General features: G+C 61.2%; 15 protein-coding genes, 1 tRNA gene and 2 pseudogenes. 13 read left to right on the top strand and 5 right to left on the bottom strand.

The features are described from left to right. Together ACIOUG_RS21575 and ACIOUG_RS21570 are read left to right on the top strand one after the other, a co-directional pair. Positions 1-531: pseudogene (locus ACIOUG_RS21575) on the top strand (S1 RNA-binding domain-containing protein); the annotation flags it as partial. 261 nt (positions 532-792) lie between these two features. After that, positions 793-868, top strand: a tRNA-Thr gene (locus ACIOUG_RS21570). A gap of 6 nt (positions 869-874) precedes the next feature. Here ACIOUG_RS21570 and ACIOUG_RS21565 read toward each other — a convergent pair. Continuing rightward, complete coding sequence (locus ACIOUG_RS21565) at positions 875-1,369, bottom strand: hypothetical protein (protein ID WP_401068513.1); 495 nt, start codon at positions 1,367-1,369, stop codon at positions 875-877. Between the two features lie 276 nt (positions 1,370-1,645). Between ACIOUG_RS21565 and ACIOUG_RS21560 the strand changes: the two genes are divergently transcribed. Next, entirely contained in the window at positions 1,646-1,945 is a 300-nt protein-coding gene (locus tag ACIOUG_RS21560; RefSeq protein ID WP_401068512.1) for a DUF6388 family protein, read from the top strand. Positions 1,946-2,027: 82 nt separating this feature from the next. Here ACIOUG_RS21560 and nadC read toward each other — a convergent pair whose 3' ends face one another. Next, positions 2,028-2,876 (bottom strand): carboxylating nicotinate-nucleotide diphosphorylase, encoded by an 849-nt coding sequence (gene nadC, locus ACIOUG_RS21555; RefSeq protein ID WP_121183660.1) that lies wholly within the window; start codon positions 2,874-2,876, stop codon positions 2,028-2,030. A 390-nt stretch (positions 2,877-3,266) separates the two neighbouring features. Here nadC and ACIOUG_RS21550 point away from each other — a divergent pair, with 390 nt between their 5' ends. From ACIOUG_RS21550 to ACIOUG_RS21525, 6 genes and pseudogenes are all read left to right on the top strand, one after another. Beyond that, positions 3,267-5,453, top strand: a complete 2,187-nt coding sequence (locus ACIOUG_RS21550; protein WP_401068509.1) for a DUF1631 domain-containing protein — start codon at positions 3,267-3,269, stop codon at positions 5,451-5,453. Between the two features lie 64 nt (positions 5,454-5,517). Further along, positions 5,518-6,078, top strand: coding sequence for a 1,6-anhydro-N-acetylmuramyl-L-alanine amidase AmpD (ampD, locus tag ACIOUG_RS21545; RefSeq protein WP_003221563.1), 561 nt, complete (start codon positions 5,518-5,520; stop codon positions 6,076-6,078). Further along, entirely contained in the window at positions 6,075-6,914 is an 840-nt protein-coding gene (gene ampE / locus ACIOUG_RS21540) for a regulatory signaling modulator protein AmpE (protein ID WP_401068508.1), read from the top strand. Before ampD ends, ampE begins: the two co-directional genes overlap by 4 nt. A gap of 255 nt (positions 6,915-7,169) precedes the next feature. Then, positions 7,170-8,261 (top strand): annotated as a pseudogene (locus tag ACIOUG_RS21535) (methyl-accepting chemotaxis protein); the annotation flags it as partial. Next, a complete protein-coding gene (locus tag ACIOUG_RS21530; RefSeq protein ID WP_401068517.1) occupies positions 8,238-9,167 on the top strand; it encodes a methyl-accepting chemotaxis protein in 930 nt (309 codons plus the stop codon). The pseudogene ACIOUG_RS21535 and the gene ACIOUG_RS21530, both read left to right, overlap by 24 nt. A gap of 243 nt (positions 9,168-9,410) precedes the next feature. Beyond that, positions 9,411-9,800: a hypothetical protein gene (locus ACIOUG_RS21525; protein ID WP_401068506.1), complete on the top strand. Its 390-nt coding sequence runs from the start codon at positions 9,411-9,413 to the stop codon at positions 9,798-9,800. Here the strand turns inward: ACIOUG_RS21525 and ACIOUG_RS21520 are convergent, their stop codons facing one another. Next, positions 9,801-10,577 carry a TatD family hydrolase gene (locus tag ACIOUG_RS21520; protein WP_401068504.1) on the bottom strand — a complete coding sequence of 259 codons (777 nt, stop codon included), beginning with the start codon at positions 10,575-10,577 and terminating at the stop codon, positions 9,801-9,803. A gap of 3 nt (positions 10,578-10,580) precedes the next feature. Next, entirely contained in the window at positions 10,581-11,576 is a 996-nt protein-coding gene (gene cra, locus ACIOUG_RS21515) for a catabolite repressor/activator (protein WP_401068503.1), read from the bottom strand. Positions 11,577-11,882: 306 nt separating this feature from the next. Here cra and ptsP point away from each other — a divergent pair, with 306 nt between their 5' ends. From ptsP to ACIOUG_RS21495, 4 genes are all read left to right on the top strand, one after another. Next, positions 11,883-14,744: a phosphoenolpyruvate--protein phosphotransferase gene (gene ptsP, locus ACIOUG_RS21510; RefSeq protein ID WP_401068502.1), complete on the top strand. Its 2,862-nt coding sequence runs from the start codon at positions 11,883-11,885 to the stop codon at positions 14,742-14,744. After that, positions 14,744-15,685 (top strand): 1-phosphofructokinase, encoded by a 942-nt coding sequence (pfkB, locus tag ACIOUG_RS21505; protein ID WP_401068501.1) that lies wholly within the window; start codon positions 14,744-14,746, stop codon positions 15,683-15,685. The genes ptsP and pfkB overlap by 1 nt, the downstream gene beginning before the upstream one ends. A gap of 11 nt (positions 15,686-15,696) precedes the next feature. After that, positions 15,697-17,430: a PTS fructose-like transporter subunit IIB gene (locus tag ACIOUG_RS21500; RefSeq protein ID WP_401068499.1), complete on the top strand. Its 1,734-nt coding sequence runs from the start codon at positions 15,697-15,699 to the stop codon at positions 17,428-17,430. A 171-nt stretch (positions 17,431-17,601) separates the two neighbouring features. Beyond that, entirely contained in the window at positions 17,602-19,143 is a 1,542-nt protein-coding gene (locus ACIOUG_RS21495; RefSeq protein WP_401068498.1) for an alkaline phosphatase D family protein, read from the top strand. Between the two features lie 16 nt (positions 19,144-19,159). Here ACIOUG_RS21495 and ACIOUG_RS21490 read toward each other — a convergent pair whose 3' ends face one another. Then, positions 19,160-19,561: an endonuclease domain-containing protein gene (locus ACIOUG_RS21490; RefSeq protein ID WP_401068496.1), complete on the bottom strand. Its 402-nt coding sequence runs from the start codon at positions 19,559-19,561 to the stop codon at positions 19,160-19,162. Positions 19,562-19,892: the final 331 nt, after the last annotated feature.

Below are 19,892 nucleotides of genomic sequence, written 5' to 3'. Positions count from 1 at the left end.
CAAGCCCTGGTAGCGCGACTGATCATCCTCGGCGAGATGAACCAGATGATTGGCCAGTCGAGTACCGAAGTGTCGGCCATCGCTCCGAGCTTGATCGCGATGTAGATCGACACCGACAAGATCCGTGACGTTATCGGTAAAGGTGGCGCGACCATCCGTGCGATCTGCGAAGAAACCAAGGCTTCGATCGACATCGAAGACGACGGTTCGATCAAGATCTTCGGCGAAACCAAGGATGCCGCAGAAGCTGCTCGTCAGCGCGTTCTGAGCATCACCGCAGAAGCTGAAATCGGCAAGATCTACGTCGGCAAGGTTGAGCGCATCGTCGACTTCGGCGCATTCGTCAACATCCTGCCGGGCAAGGACGGTCTGGTGCACATCTCGATGCTGAGCGACGCTCGCGTAGAGAAAGTCACCGACATCCTGAAAGAAGGCCAGGAAGTGGAAGTGCTGGTACTGGACGTGGACAACCGCGGCCGTATCAAGCTGTCCATCAAAGACGTGGCAGCAGCCAAGGCTTCGGGCGTTTAATCAGCCCACAGCTTTAGCGCAATGAAAATGCCCCGCCGTGAAAACGGCGGGGCATTTTTTTGTCTGCCATAAAAACGCCTTTGTGGCGAGGGAGCTTGCTCCCGCTCGGCTGCGCAGCAGTCGTAAAAAACATCAGCCTCAGAAAGCTTGGGGTCGCTGCGCAACCCAGCGGGAGCAAGCTCCCTCGCCACAAGTAATAATCGGCAGAGACAACGCTCAAATTTGCCGCCGCCCGAGACCGGTGCTAGGTTTAGCCCACCCGCCCGTGTAGCTCAGCCGGTAGAGCAGCGCACTCGTAACGCGAAGGTCGCAGGTTCGATTCCTGTCTCGGGCACCACTTCCCTTATTTGACCCTGCGGCTCAGATCCTCAACGGTGCGTTTGAGCTGATCCATGGCGCGATCCTGATCGTTGATTTTCTGCTTCAGGCTGGAAATCTCGCTGCTGGCGGAGTTCGAACTCGAGCCGCTGTTGCGCTTGAGGTCTTCGACCTGGCGTCCGAGGGTGTCCAGTTGCCGGTCCTGATCCTTGACCTTGTTCCTCAAGTCGTCAATTTCCTTGCCGCTGGAGCTTGAGCTCGAACCACTGCTGCGTTTGAGCTCTTCAATCTGGCGTGACTGGTCGCGGACGCTATCGCGCATCTTTTGCAGTTCGTCGATGCTGATATCGCTGCGGATGACCACATCCTTGCCGTAATCGTTGTGAATCAGCGAAACCTTGTCGCCATAGGACGAGCTGCTGTTACTCAGTTCAACCGCCATGGCGCTGGCCGGCAGCAGCATGGCAGCGAGCAGGGCACTAACAGACACAACGGAACAAATCTTCGAAAAGCTGCGCATCACGGGTTTTCCTTGTGGACAGCGAGGGTGAGTGCCGTTATGGCACATCGCTATGACTCGAAACCCGGATTTATGTTCCGCAGGTCAACTTTTTGTGCGAGAGATGTAAAGAGCCGTGTAATTCGTCATGCAAACGTCCTATATTCGGTGCCTGCATGAGCATCGCTTAGCAGTTTTCAGATGATCCCGAATGGTTCCGAAGGCCGGACAATCCGCGTCAGAGAGATCCTTGATGATCCAGATCCATCCTCCATTCTTACGATCAACGAGAACGCCATGACCGAATTAACTCAAGAGCAACGTCACGAACAAGCGCTGGAAAAATACATTCAAGACGTGCCGGATCTGAAAGAAGAGATCAAGGACCTGAGTCCTGATGATCAGAAAGACCAGATCCAGTGGGCGTTCGAGGACGAAGCCGAAGCTCAGGGCTTGCAGCCGTGGGAGTTGACGCTCAAGTACACCAGCACTCCTGAAGAGTTCGAGGCCCAGCGTCTTGTACTGCACAAGGAAGCGGCGGAAGTGTTGGGTGTCGAGTGGGACGATTACTGCGAGATGAACAATCTCGTCGTGTAAGAGCAGCCACGAGTTTCAAGCGGCAAGTCAAAGCGGAATCGCTCTGGCTTGCAGCTTGTAGCTCGCATCTTGCCGCTGCTGTTTAAAGGCTCAGACGCATCGACAGATCCACGGCCTTCACGTCCTTGGTCATCGCCCCGATCGAGATGTAATCGACCCCGGTCTCGGCAATCGGCAGCAACGTGCTTTCGTTGATGCCGCCGCTGGCTTCCAGTTTGGCCTTGCCACCGTTCAGGCGCACGGCTTCGCGCATATCATCCAGGCTCAATTCGTCGAGCATGATGATGTCGGCGCCGGCTGCCAGCGCTTCCTTCAGTTCCTCCAGGCTCTCCACTTCGACCTCCACCGGTTTGCCCGGCGCGATCTTGTGCGCGGCGGCGATGGCCTGCGCGATGCCACCGCTGGCGGCGATATGGTTTTCCTTGATCAGGAACGCGTCGTAGAGGCCGATGCGGTGGTTGTGGCAACCGCCGCAGGTCACTGCGTATTTCTGCGCCAGACGCAGGCCCGGCAGAGTCTTGCGAGTATCCAGCAGCTTGACCTGAGTCTGCGCCACGAAGTCCGCCAGATACTGTGCACGCGTTGCCACGCCGGACAGCAGTTGCAGGAAGTTCAACGCACTGCGCTCACCCGTCAGCAACGAGCGAGCCGGGCCTTCCAGATGAAACAGAGGTTGATTGGGTTTGACCCGTTCGCCGTCCCGCACCTGCCAATGCACCGCGACCCGCGGATCGAGCTGGCGAAATACCGTGTCGACCCAGGCCGTGCCGCAAATAACCGCGTCGTCGCGAGTGATGATGGTGGCTTTGGCCAGACGTTCGGCCGGGATCAGTTGCGCGGTGATGTCGCCGCTGCCGACATCTTCGAGCAACGCACGGCGCACGTTGGCTTCGATTTCGGCGGTCAGATCGGCGAGACGTAGATTCGGCATAACGGGCTCCACAAACTAAGTGCGCCGATTATAGGGGCATGGCGAGAGCCAACCCAAGGCGAGAACGCGCGTGCCAGACTGCAACTGGTCGATTTTCTGTGAGCAAAGCGCGGTTTTTCGTGGTCGATGGAAGGTGTCGCAGGCATAGGGGAAACCCTGACGGCTATAGCGTCCGGGACAAGTTTTGCAAGATAATCCGCCTTGCATTTGACGTCATGGCTTTGACGTCCATCCCGGGTCCAATTTACATCGTGTGGGAGCGGGCTTGCTCGCGAATGCGGTGTGTCAGTCACACGATTGGCAAATGACCACCGCTTTCGCGAGCAAGCCCGCTCCCACAGGGCATTGTGTTGTAACTGACCAGTGGAATCACCGTTTCAGGAGGCTTGGATGCACAACGACGGGAATGTAGTGCCTTTGCACAAGGCCGCTACCGATCAGGCGAATCACTCGCCGCTCGCCCGCCTGCCTGTGATTCTGCTTCAGGTCCGCGACAAGGCTGCCCAGCAACTGCGTCACGGTTTGCAGGAGTTGTTCGATAACGCTGACGACACGCTGTTCGAAATGGCCGACCGGGCGCGCAACGATGTCGAACAGAACATCTTTTTCGAAGCCATGCGCGACCTGCGCCTCAAGCGCAAAAACATCGAACGGGGTTTTCTCGAGCAATTCTTCGAAGCCTTCGTCGCGCTGATTCAATACGACGCCGTACAACCCACTCTGCCCGGCACACTGATATTCGAGGAGTCGGCACCACGTACCGACGACATGGAACGCAGTGTGGCGGTCGAGACCATGGTCGGCCGGGTGCTCAAGCGTGATGGTTTTGCCCTCGATCAACTGACCGCACGCCTCAACGTGTTGCTGGGCAAGGATTTCGACAACTACCACAACCCGCTCGGCCCGGCGATGCTCTGCGAGTTTTTTCTGCAGGCCGGTCGTAACCTGGGCGTGGAGATCAAGGTCAAGCTGATCCTGCTCAAACTGTTCGAACGCTACGTGCTGGCCGATACCGAGCAGTTATACGCCGAAGCCAATCAACTGCTGGTCGCCACCGGGGTGTTGCCCGAGTTGAAACCGGCCCCCGCACGCCGCGCGATCGAGCGCGCGGCGGCAAGCATCAGCCGCGAAGAAAGCGACGAGCCCGCGCCCACCGACGAAAGCGTGCAGGAAGTGTTTGCCGCATTGCAGGAACTGCTGTTGCACGTGCGCGGCAGCGTCGCGCCGACCCTGGAGCCGAGCGCGGCGGCGCAACCGATTACCACCCGCGACCTGCTGCGCCTGCTCTCGCACTTGCAGCAATACGTCCCGGCACTGGCGGCGCAAGACGATTTCGATCTGCGCAATCAGCTTGAACAGCTGCTGACGCGGGTCAGCGTCAGGAGCGGCAAGTCGCGCATCGTCGACGGCGCGGATGAAGACGTGATCAACCTGATCGCCATGGTCTTCGACTGCATCCTCGAAGACCATAACCTCCCCGATTCGCTCAAGGCCTTGATCGCCCGTTTGCAGATTCCGATGCTCAAGGTGGCGGTACTCGACAAGAGCTTCTTCAGCCGCAGCAGCCATCCGGCGCGGCGCCTGCTCAACGAAATCGCCGATGCCGCCATGGGTTGGGGCGACTGCAATGGCGAAGCGCGCGACAGCCTGTATCTGCGTATCGAACAAGTGGTGCAGCGCCTGCTGAGTGACTTCGTCGACGATCCGGCGATTTTCTCGGAGTTGCTCGCCGACTTCCTCGCCTTCACCAGCGATGAGCGGCGGCGCAGCGAGCTGCTGGAGCAGCGCTTGCGCGATGCCGAAGAAGGGCGGGCGAAAACCGAGCTGGCCCGGCAACGGGTCGAGCAGGCATTGAATCAGGCGTTGCTGGGGAAAGTCCTGCCGCCAACGGTGGTGAGCTTCGCCCGCGACGCCTGGAGCAAAGTGCTGCTGCTGACCTGCCTCAAGCATGGCGATCAGTCCGCTGAGTGGCAGGCTGATGTGCAGACCATGGAGCAATTGATCTGGAGTGTGCAGCGTCACGACGCAGCGGATGCCGGTCTGCAATTGCTCGCGCTGGTGCCTGGTTTGCTCAAATCATTGCGTGATGGTTTGAGCAGCGCAGCGTTCGATCCGTTCGCCACCAGCGAGTTTTTCAGCGAGCTGGAAGCGCTGCATGTGCGGGTGCTTGAGCCCTCAACCGCGCGGGAACCGGCGGAGGCTCCGGCGCTGGTTGAGGTGTCGCAGCACATTACCCTGCGCAGCACTGAGGAGGGCGCGATCGGCCCGAATGCCAGCGGCCTGGCGCATGACGACCCGGGGTTGCGGCAGGTGGAGCAACTGCGTCTGGGCAGTTGGGTCGCGTTTCAGGAAGACGACGAGCACAGCCTGCGTTGCAAGTTGGCGGCAATCATCGAAGCCACCGGCAAATACGTGTTTGTCGACCGTACCGGGATGAAAGTGCTGGAGCGCAGCCGCCTCGAACTGGCCCTTGAGTTTCGCCGTGGCGCGGTGCGGGCACTGGATGACACCTTGCTGTTCGACCGGGCGCTGGAGTCGGTGCTTGGTAATCTGCGGCGACTCAATCGCGGCAAGTGATCGCGCGCCGGGGGCCGATCACGGCATACTGGGCGCCAACACAGTCGGCGTTGAAGGAATCGGTATGCAGTTGGATCCCGCTAGCGGGTGGTGTCACGGGGTGCAGGTCTGCCCATCACCCAACTTCAATGAACGCCCTGCGGGCGAAATCTCCCTGTTGGTGATCCACAACATCAGTCTGCCACCGGCGCAGTTCGCCACCGGCAAGGTGCAGGAATTTTTCCAGAATCGTCTGGATGTCACCGAGCATCCCTATTTTGCCGGGATTGCCGACCTGCGCGTCTCGGCGCATTTTCTGATCGAACGTGACGGCAGCGTCACCCAGTTTGTCTCCTGTCTTGAGCGGGCGTGGCATGCTGGCGTGTCGATGTTCGAAGGGCGCGAAACCTGTAACGATTTTTCCGTGGGCATCGAGCTTGAAGGCACCGATGATCTGCCCTTTACCGATGCGCAGTATCAGGCGTTGATCACGCTGACCCGTCAGCTGCAAACCGCATTTCCGGCTATCACCGGCGCCCGTATCTGCGGGCACAGCGACATCGCACCCGGGCGCAAGACCGATCCTGGCCCGGCATTCGACTGGGCGCGTTACCGCGCAGCCCTGGCACAAGAGGAAGGACAATGAGTTTTCTGGTGTTACTGCTGGCGGTCTGGATCGAGAAATTCTCGGCCCTGCGCCATCGGGTTCAACGCGATGGCGGATGGATCCGCGAACTGCACAAACTCGAAAGCAGCGCGCGCCTGGCACAGCGGCCTTGGCTGGTGCTGACGATACTGGTGTTGCTGCCGGTGGCGCTGCTGGCCTTGTTACTGGTGGTGCTGGAACCCGTCGCTTACGGTTTGCTGGCATTGCCGGTGCATTTGCTGGTGGTGATTTACGCGCTGGGGCGCGGTGATCTGCTCGGCGGTCTCGGGCCGTTTCGTGACGCCTGGCGGCGTGAAGACCTGCAAGCCGCCGCGCATGTGGCCAAGCGTGATCTGGATATCTGTGCCGACAGCGGTGAGCAGTTGCTGGATCAGGTACAGGGCCATCTGTTGTGGCAGGCCTATCAGAGCTTCTTCGCGGTGATTTTCTGGTATTTCGTGCTCGGCCCGGTGGCGGCACTGGCCTATCGCTTGTTGGCCCTGGCTGAAGAACATGGCCAGAATCAGGCGCTGGTCGAGCGAGCGGGGCAATTGCGCCATGCCTTCGACTGGGTGCCGGTGCGCTTGCTCGCCGCCAGTCTGGCTCTGGTCGGCAACTTCGTTGCGGTCAGCCGGGTGATGTTGCACGAACTGCTGAACTGGAACATCAGCGCCGCGCAACTGATCAACAAGGTCGGGCTGGCAGCGGGTGAGATCCCGCCGCCGGTGGTCGGTCCTGAAGGCATCAATACGCTGGATTGCCTGTGGGAACTGCTGCTGCGTGCGGCCGTGTTGTGGTATGCCGGGTTTGCCTTGTGGACAGTGCTGATCCACTGATGTCAAAGCAAGATCAAAAGATCGCAGCCTGCGGCAGCTCCTACACAGGGAATGTGGTTTTCCTGTAGGAGCTGCCGAAGGCTGCGATCTTTTTTTGTCGTTAACCTTAAGTTACAAAACCTCCCTCCGATTTGAGCTATACAGAGACAGCGCCCGATAGTGGCTATCTGCTGTCGCCCCGCGCCTGCCAATAAAAACAAGAAAAGCCAAGGGAGACTTCCAGTGAAGAGCTTGCTCTATCCCGCCGTCTCGCTGATGAACCGTCTGAGCTTCGGCATGAAGTTCAGCCTGATCAGCGTGCTGTTCCTGGTGCCGATGCTGGTGACCAATTTCTATCTGGTGCGCGATTCCTATCGCGAATTCCAGGGCACCCGCGTCGAGTTGCAGAGCCTCGACCTGCTGGGCAGCGGCCTGAGCCTGCGCCGGGATCTGGAAACGCTGAACAATCTGGTGCAGATCAACGTCACCCTCGGCCAGTCCGGCAAGGCCGACAACCTCGAAGCGCAGATCAGCCGCCTGGAGCAAACCGTGCTGGCGCGCCTGCAAGGTCTGCAGGCGATGAGCGACGATCCCGAGCAGATCAAGCTGTTCGACGGCAAACGCGATGAAATGATCAGCGCGTTCAAGGCCCAGCAGGCGGAAAGCTCCCTGCAAAGCAAAAGTGCAATGATCGGCAAGCTGCTCGGCAACGCGCAGATTTTCAGTCAGATCATCGCCAGTCAGGCTGGCCTGAGCCGCGACAACCAGAGCGACATCCGCCAGCTCAGCGAATTGCTCACCAACGTCACTCCGGCCGTGACCCAGACCCTGGGCGAAGGTCGGGCCATCGGTTCGTATTCCTTGGGGCAGGGCTTTCTCAACAGTTCGTCGAGTACCCGTTTCGACGAATTGTTGGCGCAGATCGAAAAGCTCCAGGCCGAATACGCCTTGAAACTGCAGGACGCTCTCGATTCCAGCAAAGCCGCGCGTGCCAGCCTCAGCACGCCGGCCGACAGCAGCAAGGCTTCGCTCAAACAGGCCAGCGAACTGTTTGAAGCGAAAGTCGTGGTGGCCGAGACCCTCGATACCCCGTGGCAGGCGTTCTACGATCAGGTCACCGCGCTGATGGCGCAGACCTACCAGCTCAACGATGCAACCCTGAAATTCCTCGATACCCAACTGCAGCAACGCCTGGCGCAAAACCGCACGCACATGGTGTTGCAGGCGGCGGCGCTGGCGGTGGTGTTCGTGCTGATTTTCTATCTCTACGCTGGTTTCTACGCCTCGACCCGCACCACGCTCAAGCGCCTGGGCGCGATGATGGACAAGGTCGCGGCCGGTGACATGACGGTCAACTTCAAGGCCAACAGCCGAGATGAACTGGGCGAGTTGGGCGAGGTGTTCAATGGCACCGTGAGGAAAATCCACGATCTGATCGAACGAGTCGGGCACACCGTGACGGAGGTCGAGCGGCAGGCCGGGCAGGTGGAAAACGTCTCCGCGCAAAGCAATCAGGCGGTGGCCGGGCAGCGCACGCAGATCGAGCAAGTGGCGACCGCGATGAACCAGATGTCGGCGACCTCGCTGGAAGTTGCGCGCAGTGCGGCGGCAGCGGTCAGCAGCGCGCACAGCGTCAACGATGAAACCGTCAGCGGTCGCACCCTGGTGGAGTCGCAGCAGGGCAGCATCGCCGCGCTGGCCAGCGAGATCGATCAATCGGTGCTGGTGATCAACCAGTTGGCCAGCGACAGCCAGTCGATCAGCCGCGTACTGGAAGTGATCAAGAGCATCGCCGAACAGACCAACCTGCTGGCGCTCAACGCCGCCATCGAAGCCGCCCGCGCCGGAGAGCAGGGCCGGGGATTTGCGGTGGTGGCGGACGAAGTGCGTACGTTGGCCAAACGCACCCAGCAATCGACCGAAGAAATCGAGCAGATGATCGCCAAACTGCATGGCGGTGTCGGCGCGGCGGTGAGAGCCATGGGCGTCAGCCATCAGATGGCCAACGGCACGGTCGGGCAGTCGGAAAAGGTTCAGCAGGCGCTGGAAAACATTCTCGGTGCGGTTGGCATGATCGTCGATCAGAACCAGCAGATCGCCGCCGCGGTGGAGCAACAGACTGCCGTGGCCCATGACATCGACCAGAACATCGTCGAAATCAACCGCGCCGGCGAGCGCACGGCCCGGGGAGCGCACCAGACCGAAGACGCCAGCCGCGCACTGTCGGCGCAGGTGGTGGAACTCAAACAGCTGATCAGCGCGTTCCGCGTCTGATCGAGCGCGAATGCTGTAGGAGTGAGCCTGCTCGCGATAGCGGAGTGTCAGTCAACTCAATGGGTGGCTGATACACCGCTATCGCGAGCAGGCTCACTCCTACAAGGGCGGTAATGTCAGAACATTTTGTAATGCTTTGATGCTTACGCTTGTAAGCCAATTCCTGTTTTCTTCCGGCGACTGGCTTTTCGTCATTATTGAGCCAGTATCCCTGATCAGTTAGTTGCGCTGAGGAGGCCGCGAATGTCCGTTGTAACCCTGGGAGTTCAGGGCCGTTGTGCTCATTGCCAGGCCACGCAGGTGCTTAAACCTTGGCAACTCAATGCCATCGCAATCAATGAACCGTTTACCTGCAATCACTGCCAGAGAGCCCTGGAGTTGCGCTGTCCGGTGCAGATCAAACGCTTCAAATCTCTCGACTCTCTCGGATTGCTGCGCTTCAGTGCGTCAGTCACGGTGTGCACCGCGCTGCTGGTGGCGTTGGTCATGGAATGGATCGGCCTGCTCAGCGTGACTGAACAGTTGAACGCATCACTGATCGTGCTTTTCGTGTACTTCGCGCTGCTGCGTTTTGTTCATCATCGCCAGCACATGACCCTGATCCTCGAGGCGGCCAAGGCCCACGGCGACTGATTACCAACCGAACACTTCGCAGCTGTTGGCGGTGCTGGCGGCAGCCAGTCGTTCTGGACTGATATTCATCAATTCGGCGAGTGCCGTGCAGATCGCCGGCAAGTGCGCCGGGGTATTGCGTACTCCGGGAAACATCGCCGGTGCCATGTCCGGGGAGTCGGTTTCCAGCACGATCGACTCAAGCGGCAGATCCGCCAGGACCCGATGCATGCGCAACGCCTGCGGCCAGGTCGGTGCGCCGCCCAGACCCAGTTTGAAACCGAGTTTGATGTATTCGCGAGCTTCTTCGCGGCTGCCGGCAAAGGCGTGGATGATCCCGGCGCGTTTGAGCCTGAAGCGTTTGAGCGTGGCGATCACCGCGGCGTGGCTGCGGCGCACGTGAATCAGCGCCGGCAGTTCGAAGTCCGCTGCCAGTTGCAGTTGCGCCTCGAACAGCGCCTGCTGGCGTTCGCGGTCGAGGGTTTCGATGAAGTAATCCAGACCGATCTCGCCCACCGCACACAGTTGCCGATGACCGCGCAGCCGCATCAGCCAGTTGCCGAGTGCGCGCAAGTCTTCGGGTTGATGCTGATCGAGGTACACCGGGTGCAGACCGAATGCCGCGTACAGGTTGGCATCGCTCTGCACCAGATCCCACACCCGCTGCCAGTTACCCTGATAAACCCCCAGCACCACCATCCGTCGTACCCCGAGGGCGCGGCTTTCGGCGAGTAGCGCCGAGCGATCGGCGTCGAAGTCGGGGAAGTCGAGGTGGGTGTGGCTGTCGATCAGCTCCACGGCTCAGTCCCGGTGAATACGCTGTTTGAAGGTCCGCGCAATGGCCTGCACGCCAGGCTTGTATTCCGATTGCTCGACGGCGGCCAGCGCCAGTTCCAGGGCCTTGTCGGCGATCAACTGGTGCTGTTGGGCCATGGCGTTGACCGGCAGCGGCAGGAAGTCCAGCAACTGCGTGTCACCGAAGGTGCCCAGGCGCAGCGGACGGGATTTGAGCGGGAAGTCATGCAGCGCATCGAACACACCCTGCAACAGCACGTAGGACGTGGTCACCAGCGCATCCGGCAAATGCCCCAGTCGTTGCAGGAGTTCTTCCATCAATTGCTTGCCGCATTCACGGCTGAAGGACTCGGTGTGCTCGATCAGCACTTCACCTTTGAAGTCGACCAGGGCCTGCTTGAAGCCGGCCGCGCGTTCCTGACTGATGCTCAGCTCCGGACGCGCGCCGAGCAGCACGATCTGCTTTGGCTGCGGATCGAGCAGGCTCTGGGTCAGGTGCAGGCTGGCTTCGCGGTCGTCACTGATCACCGAGCAGAAGTGCTCGGGTTCCATGACCCGGTCGATGGCGATGATTGGCAAGCCCTTGGCCTGCAACTGGCGATAGCTGTCGTCAGCGGCCGGCAGGCAACTGGCGACGATCAGCGCATCGCAGCGGCGTGCCTTGAACAGTTGCAGCAACTGGCGCTCGCTGTCCGGCGCATCGTCGGAGCTGGCGATCAGCAACTGATAACCCCGCGCCCGCGCGCCTTGCTCGAGCAGTTTGGCGATCCGCGCGTAACTGGGGTTTTCCAGATCCGGCAGAATAAAACCCAGCGTGCGGGTGTGCCGGCTGCGCAACCCGGCGGCTTGTGGATTGGGGGTGAAGCCGTGCTGTTCGACGACTGCACGCACCCGCTCGACCGTGGCGCTGCTGATGCGTTGCTGTTCGGCCTTGCCGTTGATGACGTAGCTGGCGGTGGTCACGGACACTCCGGCCAACCGCGCGATATCACTGAGTTTCAACCCGGGATTTCCTTGTTTTTTCGAGCTTGCCGCGACATTTTCGCCAATCCTACCCGATTCGGGCAGACGACTATTGTCGCAGCGCATCCGACAAGTTGGACTTCAAGGATGAGACATTATCGAGTAACGTGCCGATCAATCTAGATTAATCGTTTCAGCAAGCGTATTTTCTACGTTTTAGACGCTTTTGCCCGGTTCTGCCGTGAAACCGCCAAAACTGCCGCTGAAAAGCAGGCTGACCAGCGCCTAAGCTGTGACCATTCAAAACAATATCCTGGCGCATCCATGTGCCAAAAAGGAGATCGCATGCTCGAGCTCACTATAGAGCAGATATCCATGGGCCAATCGGCTGTGGATAAACCCGCCGCCCTGCAATTGCTCGCTCATCATCTGGTGGCCGATGGTCTGGTCGCCGATGGCTACCTCGCCGGCTTGCAGGCTCGGGAAGCCCAGGGCTCGACCTTTCTCGGCCAGGGTATTGCCATCCCCCACGGCACCCCGGAGACCCGTGATCAGGTGTTCGCCACCGGCGTACGGCTGATGCAGTTTCCCGAGGGCGTGGATTGGGGCGATGGCCAGATCGTTTATCTGGCGATCGGCATCGCGGCCAAATCCGACGAACATCTGCGCCTGCTGCAACTGCTGACCCGCGCCCTCGGCGAGACCGATCTGGGTCAGGCCCTGCGCCGCGCCAGCTCGCCGGAAGCGCTGCTGAAGCTGCTGCAAGGTGCGCCGCAGGAGTTGGCGCTGGATGCGCAGATGATCGGCCTCGGCGTTTCGGCTGACGATTTCGAAGAACTGGTCTGGCGTGGCGCGCGTTTGCTGCGTCAGGCCGATTGTGTGAGCAACGGTTTTGCCGGCGTGTTGCAGCAAGTCGAAGCGCTGCCGCTGGGCGATGGCCTGTGGTGGCTACACAGCGAACAAACCGTGAAGCGCCCGGGCCTGGCGTTCGTCACCCCGGACAAACCGATGCGTTACCTCGGCCAGCCGCTCAGCGGTCTGTTCTGTCTGGCCAGTCTGGGCGAGGCACATCAGGCGCTGCTCGAACGTCTGTGTGCGCTGCTCATCGAAGGGCGCGGCCATGAACTGGGCCGCGCCACCAGCAGCCGCAAAGTCCTCGAAGTGCTCGGCGGCGAACTGCCGGCCGATTGGCCGAGCGCCCGGATTGCCCTGGCCAACGCCCACGGTCTGCATGCGCGGCCGGCGAAGATTCTTGCGCAACTGGCGAAGAGTTTTGACGGCGAAATCCGCGTGCGCATTGTCGACAGCGCGGACAGCGCCGTGTCGGTAAAAAGCCTGAGCAAACTGCTGAGCCTCGGCGCGCGGCGTGGTCAGGTGCTGGAGTTGATCGCCGAACCGAGCATCGCCGCCGACGCCTTGCCAGCGCTGCTGGCCGCTATCGAAGAAGGCCTCGGTGAAGAAGTCGAACCGCTGCCGGCCGTGAGTCAGCAACGCGAAGTCATCGCCGATATCGCCGAAGTGCTGATCGCCCCGGCGTCCGGTGCGCAGTTGCAGGCGATTCCTGCTGCGCCGGGTATTGCTATCGGCCCGGCGCACATTCAGGTGCAGCAGGCTATCGATTACCCGTTGCGCGGCGAGTCTGCTGCCATCGAGCGCGAACGTCTCAAACAAGCGCTGAGCGACGTGCGCAGTGACATTCAGGGCCTGATCGAACGCAGCAAGGCCAAGGCCATCCGCGAGATCTTCATCACTCACCAGGAAATGCTCGACGACCCGGAACTGACCGACGAAGTCGACACCCGCCTCAAGCAGGGCGAAAGCGCGGAAGCGGCGTGGATGGCGGTGATTGAAGCAGCGGCCAAACAACAGGAATCGCTGCAGGACGCGTTGCTCGCTGAGCGGGCGGCGGACCTGCGTGACATCGGGCGCCGGGTGCTGGCGCAACTCTGCGGCGTACAAACGCCGAACGAGCCGGAGCAACCGTACATTCTGGTGATGGACGAAGTCGGCCCGTCCGACGTGGCTCGGCTCGATCCGGCCCGAGTTGCAGGGATTCTCACCGCTCGCGGCGGCGCCACCGCGCACAGTGCAATCGTCGCCCGTGCATTGGGTATTCCGGCGCTGGTCGGTGCAGGCGCAGCGGTGTTGCTGCTGGCACCGGGCACGCCGTTGCTGCTCGATGGTCAACGCGGTCGCCTGCACGTCGACGCCGATGCCGCGACCCTGCAACGCGCCGCTGAAGAACGCGATACCCGCGAACAACGCCTCAAGGCTGCCGCCGAACAACGCCACCAACCGGCGCACACCACTGACGGTCACGCCGTGGAAGTGTTCGCCAATATCGGCGAAAGCGCCGGTGTCAGCGCCGCAGTGGAGCAGGGCGCCGAAGGCATCGGCCTGCTGCGCACCGAACTGATTTTCATGGCTCACCCGCAAGCGCCGGACGAAGCCACCCAAGAAGCCGAATACCGCCGCGTTCTCGACGGCCTCGCCGGCCGGCCACTGGTGGTACGCACCCTTGATGTCGGCGGCGACAAACCGCTGCCGTATTGGCCGATCGCCAAGGAAGAAAACCCATTCCTCGGTGTGCGCGGGATTCGCCTGACCTTGCAGCGTCCGCAGATCATGGAAGCGCAATTGCGCGCCTTGCTGCGTTCGGCGGACAACCGTCCGTTGCGGATCATGTTCCCGATGGTCGGCAGCGTCGAAGAGTGGCGTCAGGCCCGCGACATGACCGAGCGTCTGCGCCTGGAAATCCCGGTCGCTGACTTGCAACTGGGGATCATGATCGAAGTGCCGTCGGCGGCCTTGCTGGCGCCGGTGCTGGCGAAAGAAGTCGATTTCTTCAGCGTCGGCACCAACGACTTGACCCAATACACCCTGGCCATCGACCGCGGTCATCCGACGCTTTCGGCCCAGGCTGACGGCCTGCACCCGGCGGTACTGCAACTGATCGACATCACCGTGCGCGCTGCGCATGCCCATGGCAAATGGGTCGGCGTGTGCGGCGAACTGGCGGCGGATCCGTTGGCAGTGCCGGTGCTGGTCGGCCTTGGCGTCGATGAGCTGAGCGTGTCCGGTCGCAGCATCGCCGAGGTCAAGGCGCGCATCCGCGAACTCAGCCTGACCCAGGCGCAAACCCTTGCTCAACACGCCCTCACCGTGGGCAGCGCGAACGAAGTGCGTGCATTAGTGGAGGCCCTGTAATGGCCAAGATTCTCACCCTGACCCTCAACCCGGCGCTGGACCTCACGGTCGAGCTGTCGCGCCTTGAGGCCGGTCAGGTCAACCGCAGCGACGAGATGCACACCCACGCCGCCGGCAAAGGCGTGAATGTCGCGCAGGTGCTGGCGGACCTCGGGCATCAACTGACGGTCAGCGGCTTTCTCGGCGAAGACAATCTGCAAGCCTTCGAAACCCTGTTCGCCAAGCGCGGCTTCGTCGACGCGTTCATCCGCGTGCCGGGGGAGACGCGCAGCAACATCAAGGTCGCCGAGCACAACGGGCGCATTACCGACATCAACGGCCCGGGGCCGGTAGTCGACGCGGCGGCGCAGCAAGCGTTGCTCGAGCGTTTGCTGCAGATCGCTCCGGGGCATGACGCGGTGGTGGTCGCCGGCAGTCTGCCGCGCGGCGTCAGCGCGCAGTGGTTGCGCGAGTTGATCGAACGCCTGAACGGCCTCGGTCTGAAAGTCGCCCTCGACAGCAGTGGCGAAGCCTTGCGCGCGGCCATTGAAGGGCGCCCGTGGCTGATCAAGCCGAACACTGAAGAACTCGCCGATGCGCTCGATTGCGATGTGGTTTCGCACGCGGCCGAAGCTCAGGCTGCGGCGTGCCTGCACGCCAAAGGTATCGAGCACGTGGTGATCTCCCACGGTGCCGACGGGGTGAACTGGTTCAGCGTCGGCTCGGCGCTGCATGCCACGCCGCCGAAGGTCACGGTCGCCAGCACGGTGGGTGCCGGTGACTCGTTGCTGGCCGGCATGCTGCACGGTCTGCTCAGCGCCGATACCCCCGAGCAGACCCTGCGCACGGCTACGGCGATTGCCGCGATGGCGGTGACGCAGATCGGTTTCGGCATCAACGATGCGGCGCAACTGGCGCAGCTCGAACAGGGCGTACGCGTGCGTCCCCTGACAGAACAATAAGAGGGTTTGTCATGAAATTAGCCATTGTCACGGCCTGCCCGAACGGCATGGTCACCAGTGTGCTGTGCGCTCGCCTGCTCGATGCGGCGGCTCAGCGCCAGGGCTGGAGCACCAGCGTTGAAGTGGTCGATGCGGCGCACCCGGAGCGCGAATTGTCGGCCGCCACCATTGCGGCGGCGGAGTGGGTGTTGCTGGTCGTCACCGGTGATGTCGACATGCGCCGTTTCGTCGGCAAGCGCGTATTCCGCATCGCCCCGGCGCAAGCCCTGCAAGATGTCGAAGCGGTGCTGCGTCGCGGCGCGCAAGAAGCTGAAGTTTACCTCGCCAGCGAAGCCGCCCCGGTTGCCGCTGCGCAGCGTGCGCCGCGCATCGTCGCCATCACCGCGTGCCCGACCGGCGTCGCCCACACCTTCATGGCCGCCGAAGCGTTGCAGCAAACCGCCAAGCGTCTGGGCTACGAACTGCACGTCGAAACCCAGGGTTCGGTCGGCGCGAAAACCCCGCTCAGCGCGACGGCGATTGCCGAGGCCGACGTAGTGTTGCTGGCGGCGGACATCGAAGTCGCTACCGAGCGTTTTGCCGGCAAGAAAATCTATCGCTGCGGCACCGGCATTGCACTCAAGCAATCCGAAGCGACGCTGAAAAAAGCCCTCGCCGAAGCTCAGGTGGAGAGCGCTGCGAGTGAAGGCAAGGCGCCGGCCAAGCAGGAGAAAACCGGGGTCTACAAACACCTGCTGACCGGTGTCTCGTTCATGCTGCCGATGGTGGTGGCCGGTGGTCTGATGATCGCGCTGTCGTTCGTCTTCGGCATCACCGCGTTCAAGGAAGAGGGCACGCTGGCGGCGGCGCTGATGCAGATCGGTGGTGAAACCGCGTTCAAGCTGATGGTGCCGCTGCTCGCCGGTTACATCGCCTATTCGATCGCCGACCGTCCGGGCCTGGCACCGGGGATGATTGGTGGCTTGCTTGCCAGCACCTTGGGTGCCGGGTTCATCGGCGGGATCGTCGCCGGTTTCATCGCCGGTTATGCGGCCAAAGCTATCAGTCGCTATGTCGCTTTGCCGCAAAGTCTGGAAGCGCTGAAACCGATTCTGATCATTCCGTTGTTCGCCAGCCTGTTCACCGGACTGGTGATGATCTACGTGGTCGGTAAACCGGTCGCCGGCATGCTCGCGGCGCTCACGCATTTTCTCGACAGCATGGGCACCACCAACGCGATTCTGCTCGGTGTATTGCTCGGCGGCATGATGTGCGTCGACCTCGGCGGACCGATCAACAAAGCCGCGTATGCGTTCTCGGTGGGGCTGCTGGCGTCGCAGAGTTATGCCCCGATGGCCGCAACCATGGCCGCCGGCATGGTGCCGCCAATCGGGCTGGGCATTGCCACCTTCATCGCCCGGCGCAAGTTCGCCCAGACCGAGCGCGAGGCCGGTAAAGCGGCGCTGGTGCTGGGGCTGTGCTTCATCTCCGAAGGGGCGATTCCGTTTGCCGCGAAAGACCCGCTGCGAGTGATTCCGGCGAGCATCGCCGGTGGTGCGTTGACTGGCGCATTGTCGATGTACTTCGGCTGCAAACTGATGGCGCCGCACGGTGGCTTGTTTGTGCTGGCGATCCCGAATGCGATCAATCATGCGTTGCTGTATCTGCTGGCGATTGTGGCGGGGAGTCTGTTGACTGCGGTTGTCTATGCGACGGTCAAGCGCCCGGAAGCGTTGGAGCTGGCGGTCGAACCCGTCAACGCCTGACACTGCAACACCCCTGTGGGAGCGGGCTTGCTCGCGAAGGCGTCGTGTCAGTCGATATTTCTTCAACTGACACACCGCTTCGCGAGCAAGCCCGCTCCCACAGGGGGGATGTGGTGTCATGGCGAGTTCATATAGCCGTGCTTAAGTTTTCCTTTTTCCAGGGAGAACAGCATGAGCGATTTCAACATCGGGCGCCGACGGGTCATGCAAGTGGTCGGTGCCGGGCTGCTGATGCCGGGGCTGGCGCCGGCGGTGATCGCGTCGGTCAAGGATCGGCCGCAACTCACCGACGGCGTGCAGTCCGGCGACCTGCTGGGCGATCGCGCGATGATCTGGAGCCGCAGCGACCGTCCGGCACGGATGGTGGTCGAGTGGGACACGCGCAGCCAGTTTCGTCATCCGCGCCGTGTAGTTTCGCCACTGGCCGATGCGCGCACCGACTTCACCGCCCGCGTCGAACTCACCGGGTTGCCCGCCGATCAGGCGATTTTCTATCGGGTGTATTTCAAGGATGCGCAAACCGGCGTCGCCAGCGAGCCGTGGCTCGGCCATTTGCGCAGCGCACCGACGGCGCGACGCAACATCCGCTTCGTCTGGAGCGGCGATACCGTCGGCCAGGGCTTCGGCATCAACCCGGACATTGGCGGCATGCGCATTTACGAATCCATGTGTCTGCGCCTGCCGGACTTCTTTATCCACAGCGGCGACACCATCTACGCCGACGGCCCGGTGCCGGCGCAACTGACCACCGAGGGTGGGCGGATCTGGCGCAACCTCACCACCGAAGCCAAGAGCAAAGTCGCGCAGACCCTCGACGATTATCGCGGCAACTACCGCTACAACCTGATGGACGAAAACATCCGTCGCTTCAACGCCGAGGTGCCGCAGATCTGGCAGTGGGACGACCATGAAGTGGTCAACAACTGGTCGCCGGGCAAGCAGCTCGACGAGCGTTATCAAGAGAAAGATATCCACACCCTGGTCGGCCGTGCGCGCAAGGCCTGGCTGGAATATTCGCCGATGCGTTTGCAGGCAGCCGACGGCGGCGGGCGGATTTATCGCAAGCTCAGTTACGGGCCGATGCTTGATGTGTTCGTGCTCGACATGCGCAGTTATCGCGGCGCCAACGACGACAACCTCGGCGCGGCCAAGCCGTTCCTCGGGCGCGAACAACTGGACTGGCTCAAGCGTGGGCTGAAGCACTCCAAGGCGCAGTGGAAGGTGATCGCCGCCGACATGCCGATCGGCCTCGGCGTGCCTGACGGTGAAGTCAGCCCGGGCGTGGCGCGCTGGGAGGCGGTGGCCAACGGCGATCCCGGCCCGGCGCAAGGACGTGAGCTGGAAGTCGCTGAGTTGCTGGGTTTCCTGCGCGCGCAACAGGTACGCAATTTCGTGTTCCTGACCGCCGATGTGCATTACTGCGCAGCGCATCACTACCACCCTGATCGCGCGGCGTTTCAGGATTTCGAACCGTTTTGGGAGTTTGTCGCCGGGCCGATGAATGCCGGGAGTTTCGGCCCTAATCCGCTGGACAAGACCTTCGGCCCGGAAGTGGTATTCCAGAAGGCCCCACCCACGCAGAACGCTTCACCGTTTGCCGGGTTTCAGTTCTTTGGCGAGGTGAATATTGAAGGGCAGAGCGGGGAGATGAGTGTGGTGTTGCGCGATTTGAATGGGGTGGCGGTCTTCGAGCAGAAATTGCAGCCAGTTTGAAGATCAAAAACAACCCTCACCCCGGCCCTCCCGAAATGTCGGACCGCTCGGAGGGTGAGGGTGTTTTTCGATTCGCGGCAATTCTTGTGATTTGCTCCAGTACATCATCCATCTGCTGCATTACTTCGAGATTACTGAATCGCACAACTTCAATGCCCAGACGTTCCAGGAAAAGCGTCCGACGTTGATCGTGGATCAAGCCCGCTATTTCATAGTGTTGACCCCCATCCAGCTCAATCGCCAGTTTCAGCTCTACGCAGTAAAAATCCAGGACATAGGGCGGACATGGAAACTGCCTGCGGAATTTCAGATTGGCGACTTGGCGTGAACGAAGTTTTTGCCAGAGTAATTGTTCGCAATCGGTTTGGCTGCTGCGTAACTGGCGGGCGAACTGAGCGAGAGTGAGGCGATTTTGCATGCTTCACGATCCTTGTGAAGTGGCTGGAAATCTCACTGTAGACGAGGACCCTCACCCCAGCCCTCTCCCGGAGGGAGAGGGAGCCTACGGAGTTGTATCGAGTTGTACATCGACCTGAAAGACCGAGTCGATTACGGATTCGGTGAATCACCTTCATAGCGGCGTAATTCGGCATCCCCAATCAGCCCCCCTCTTTTTCGGGGAGAGGGAGCCTACGGAGTTTTATCGAGTTGTACATCGACCTGAAAGACCGAGTCGATTACGGATTCGGTACATCACCTTCAGGTCGGCGTATTTATCCGGCATCCCCCAATCAGTCCCCTCTCCCTCC

The organism is Pseudomonas sp. NPDC087803 (assembly GCF_044742995.1).
Classification (GTDB): Bacteria; Pseudomonadota; Gammaproteobacteria; order Pseudomonadales; family Pseudomonadaceae; genus Aquipseudomonas.
This window is presented reverse-complemented; position numbering and strand designations above follow the sequence as displayed.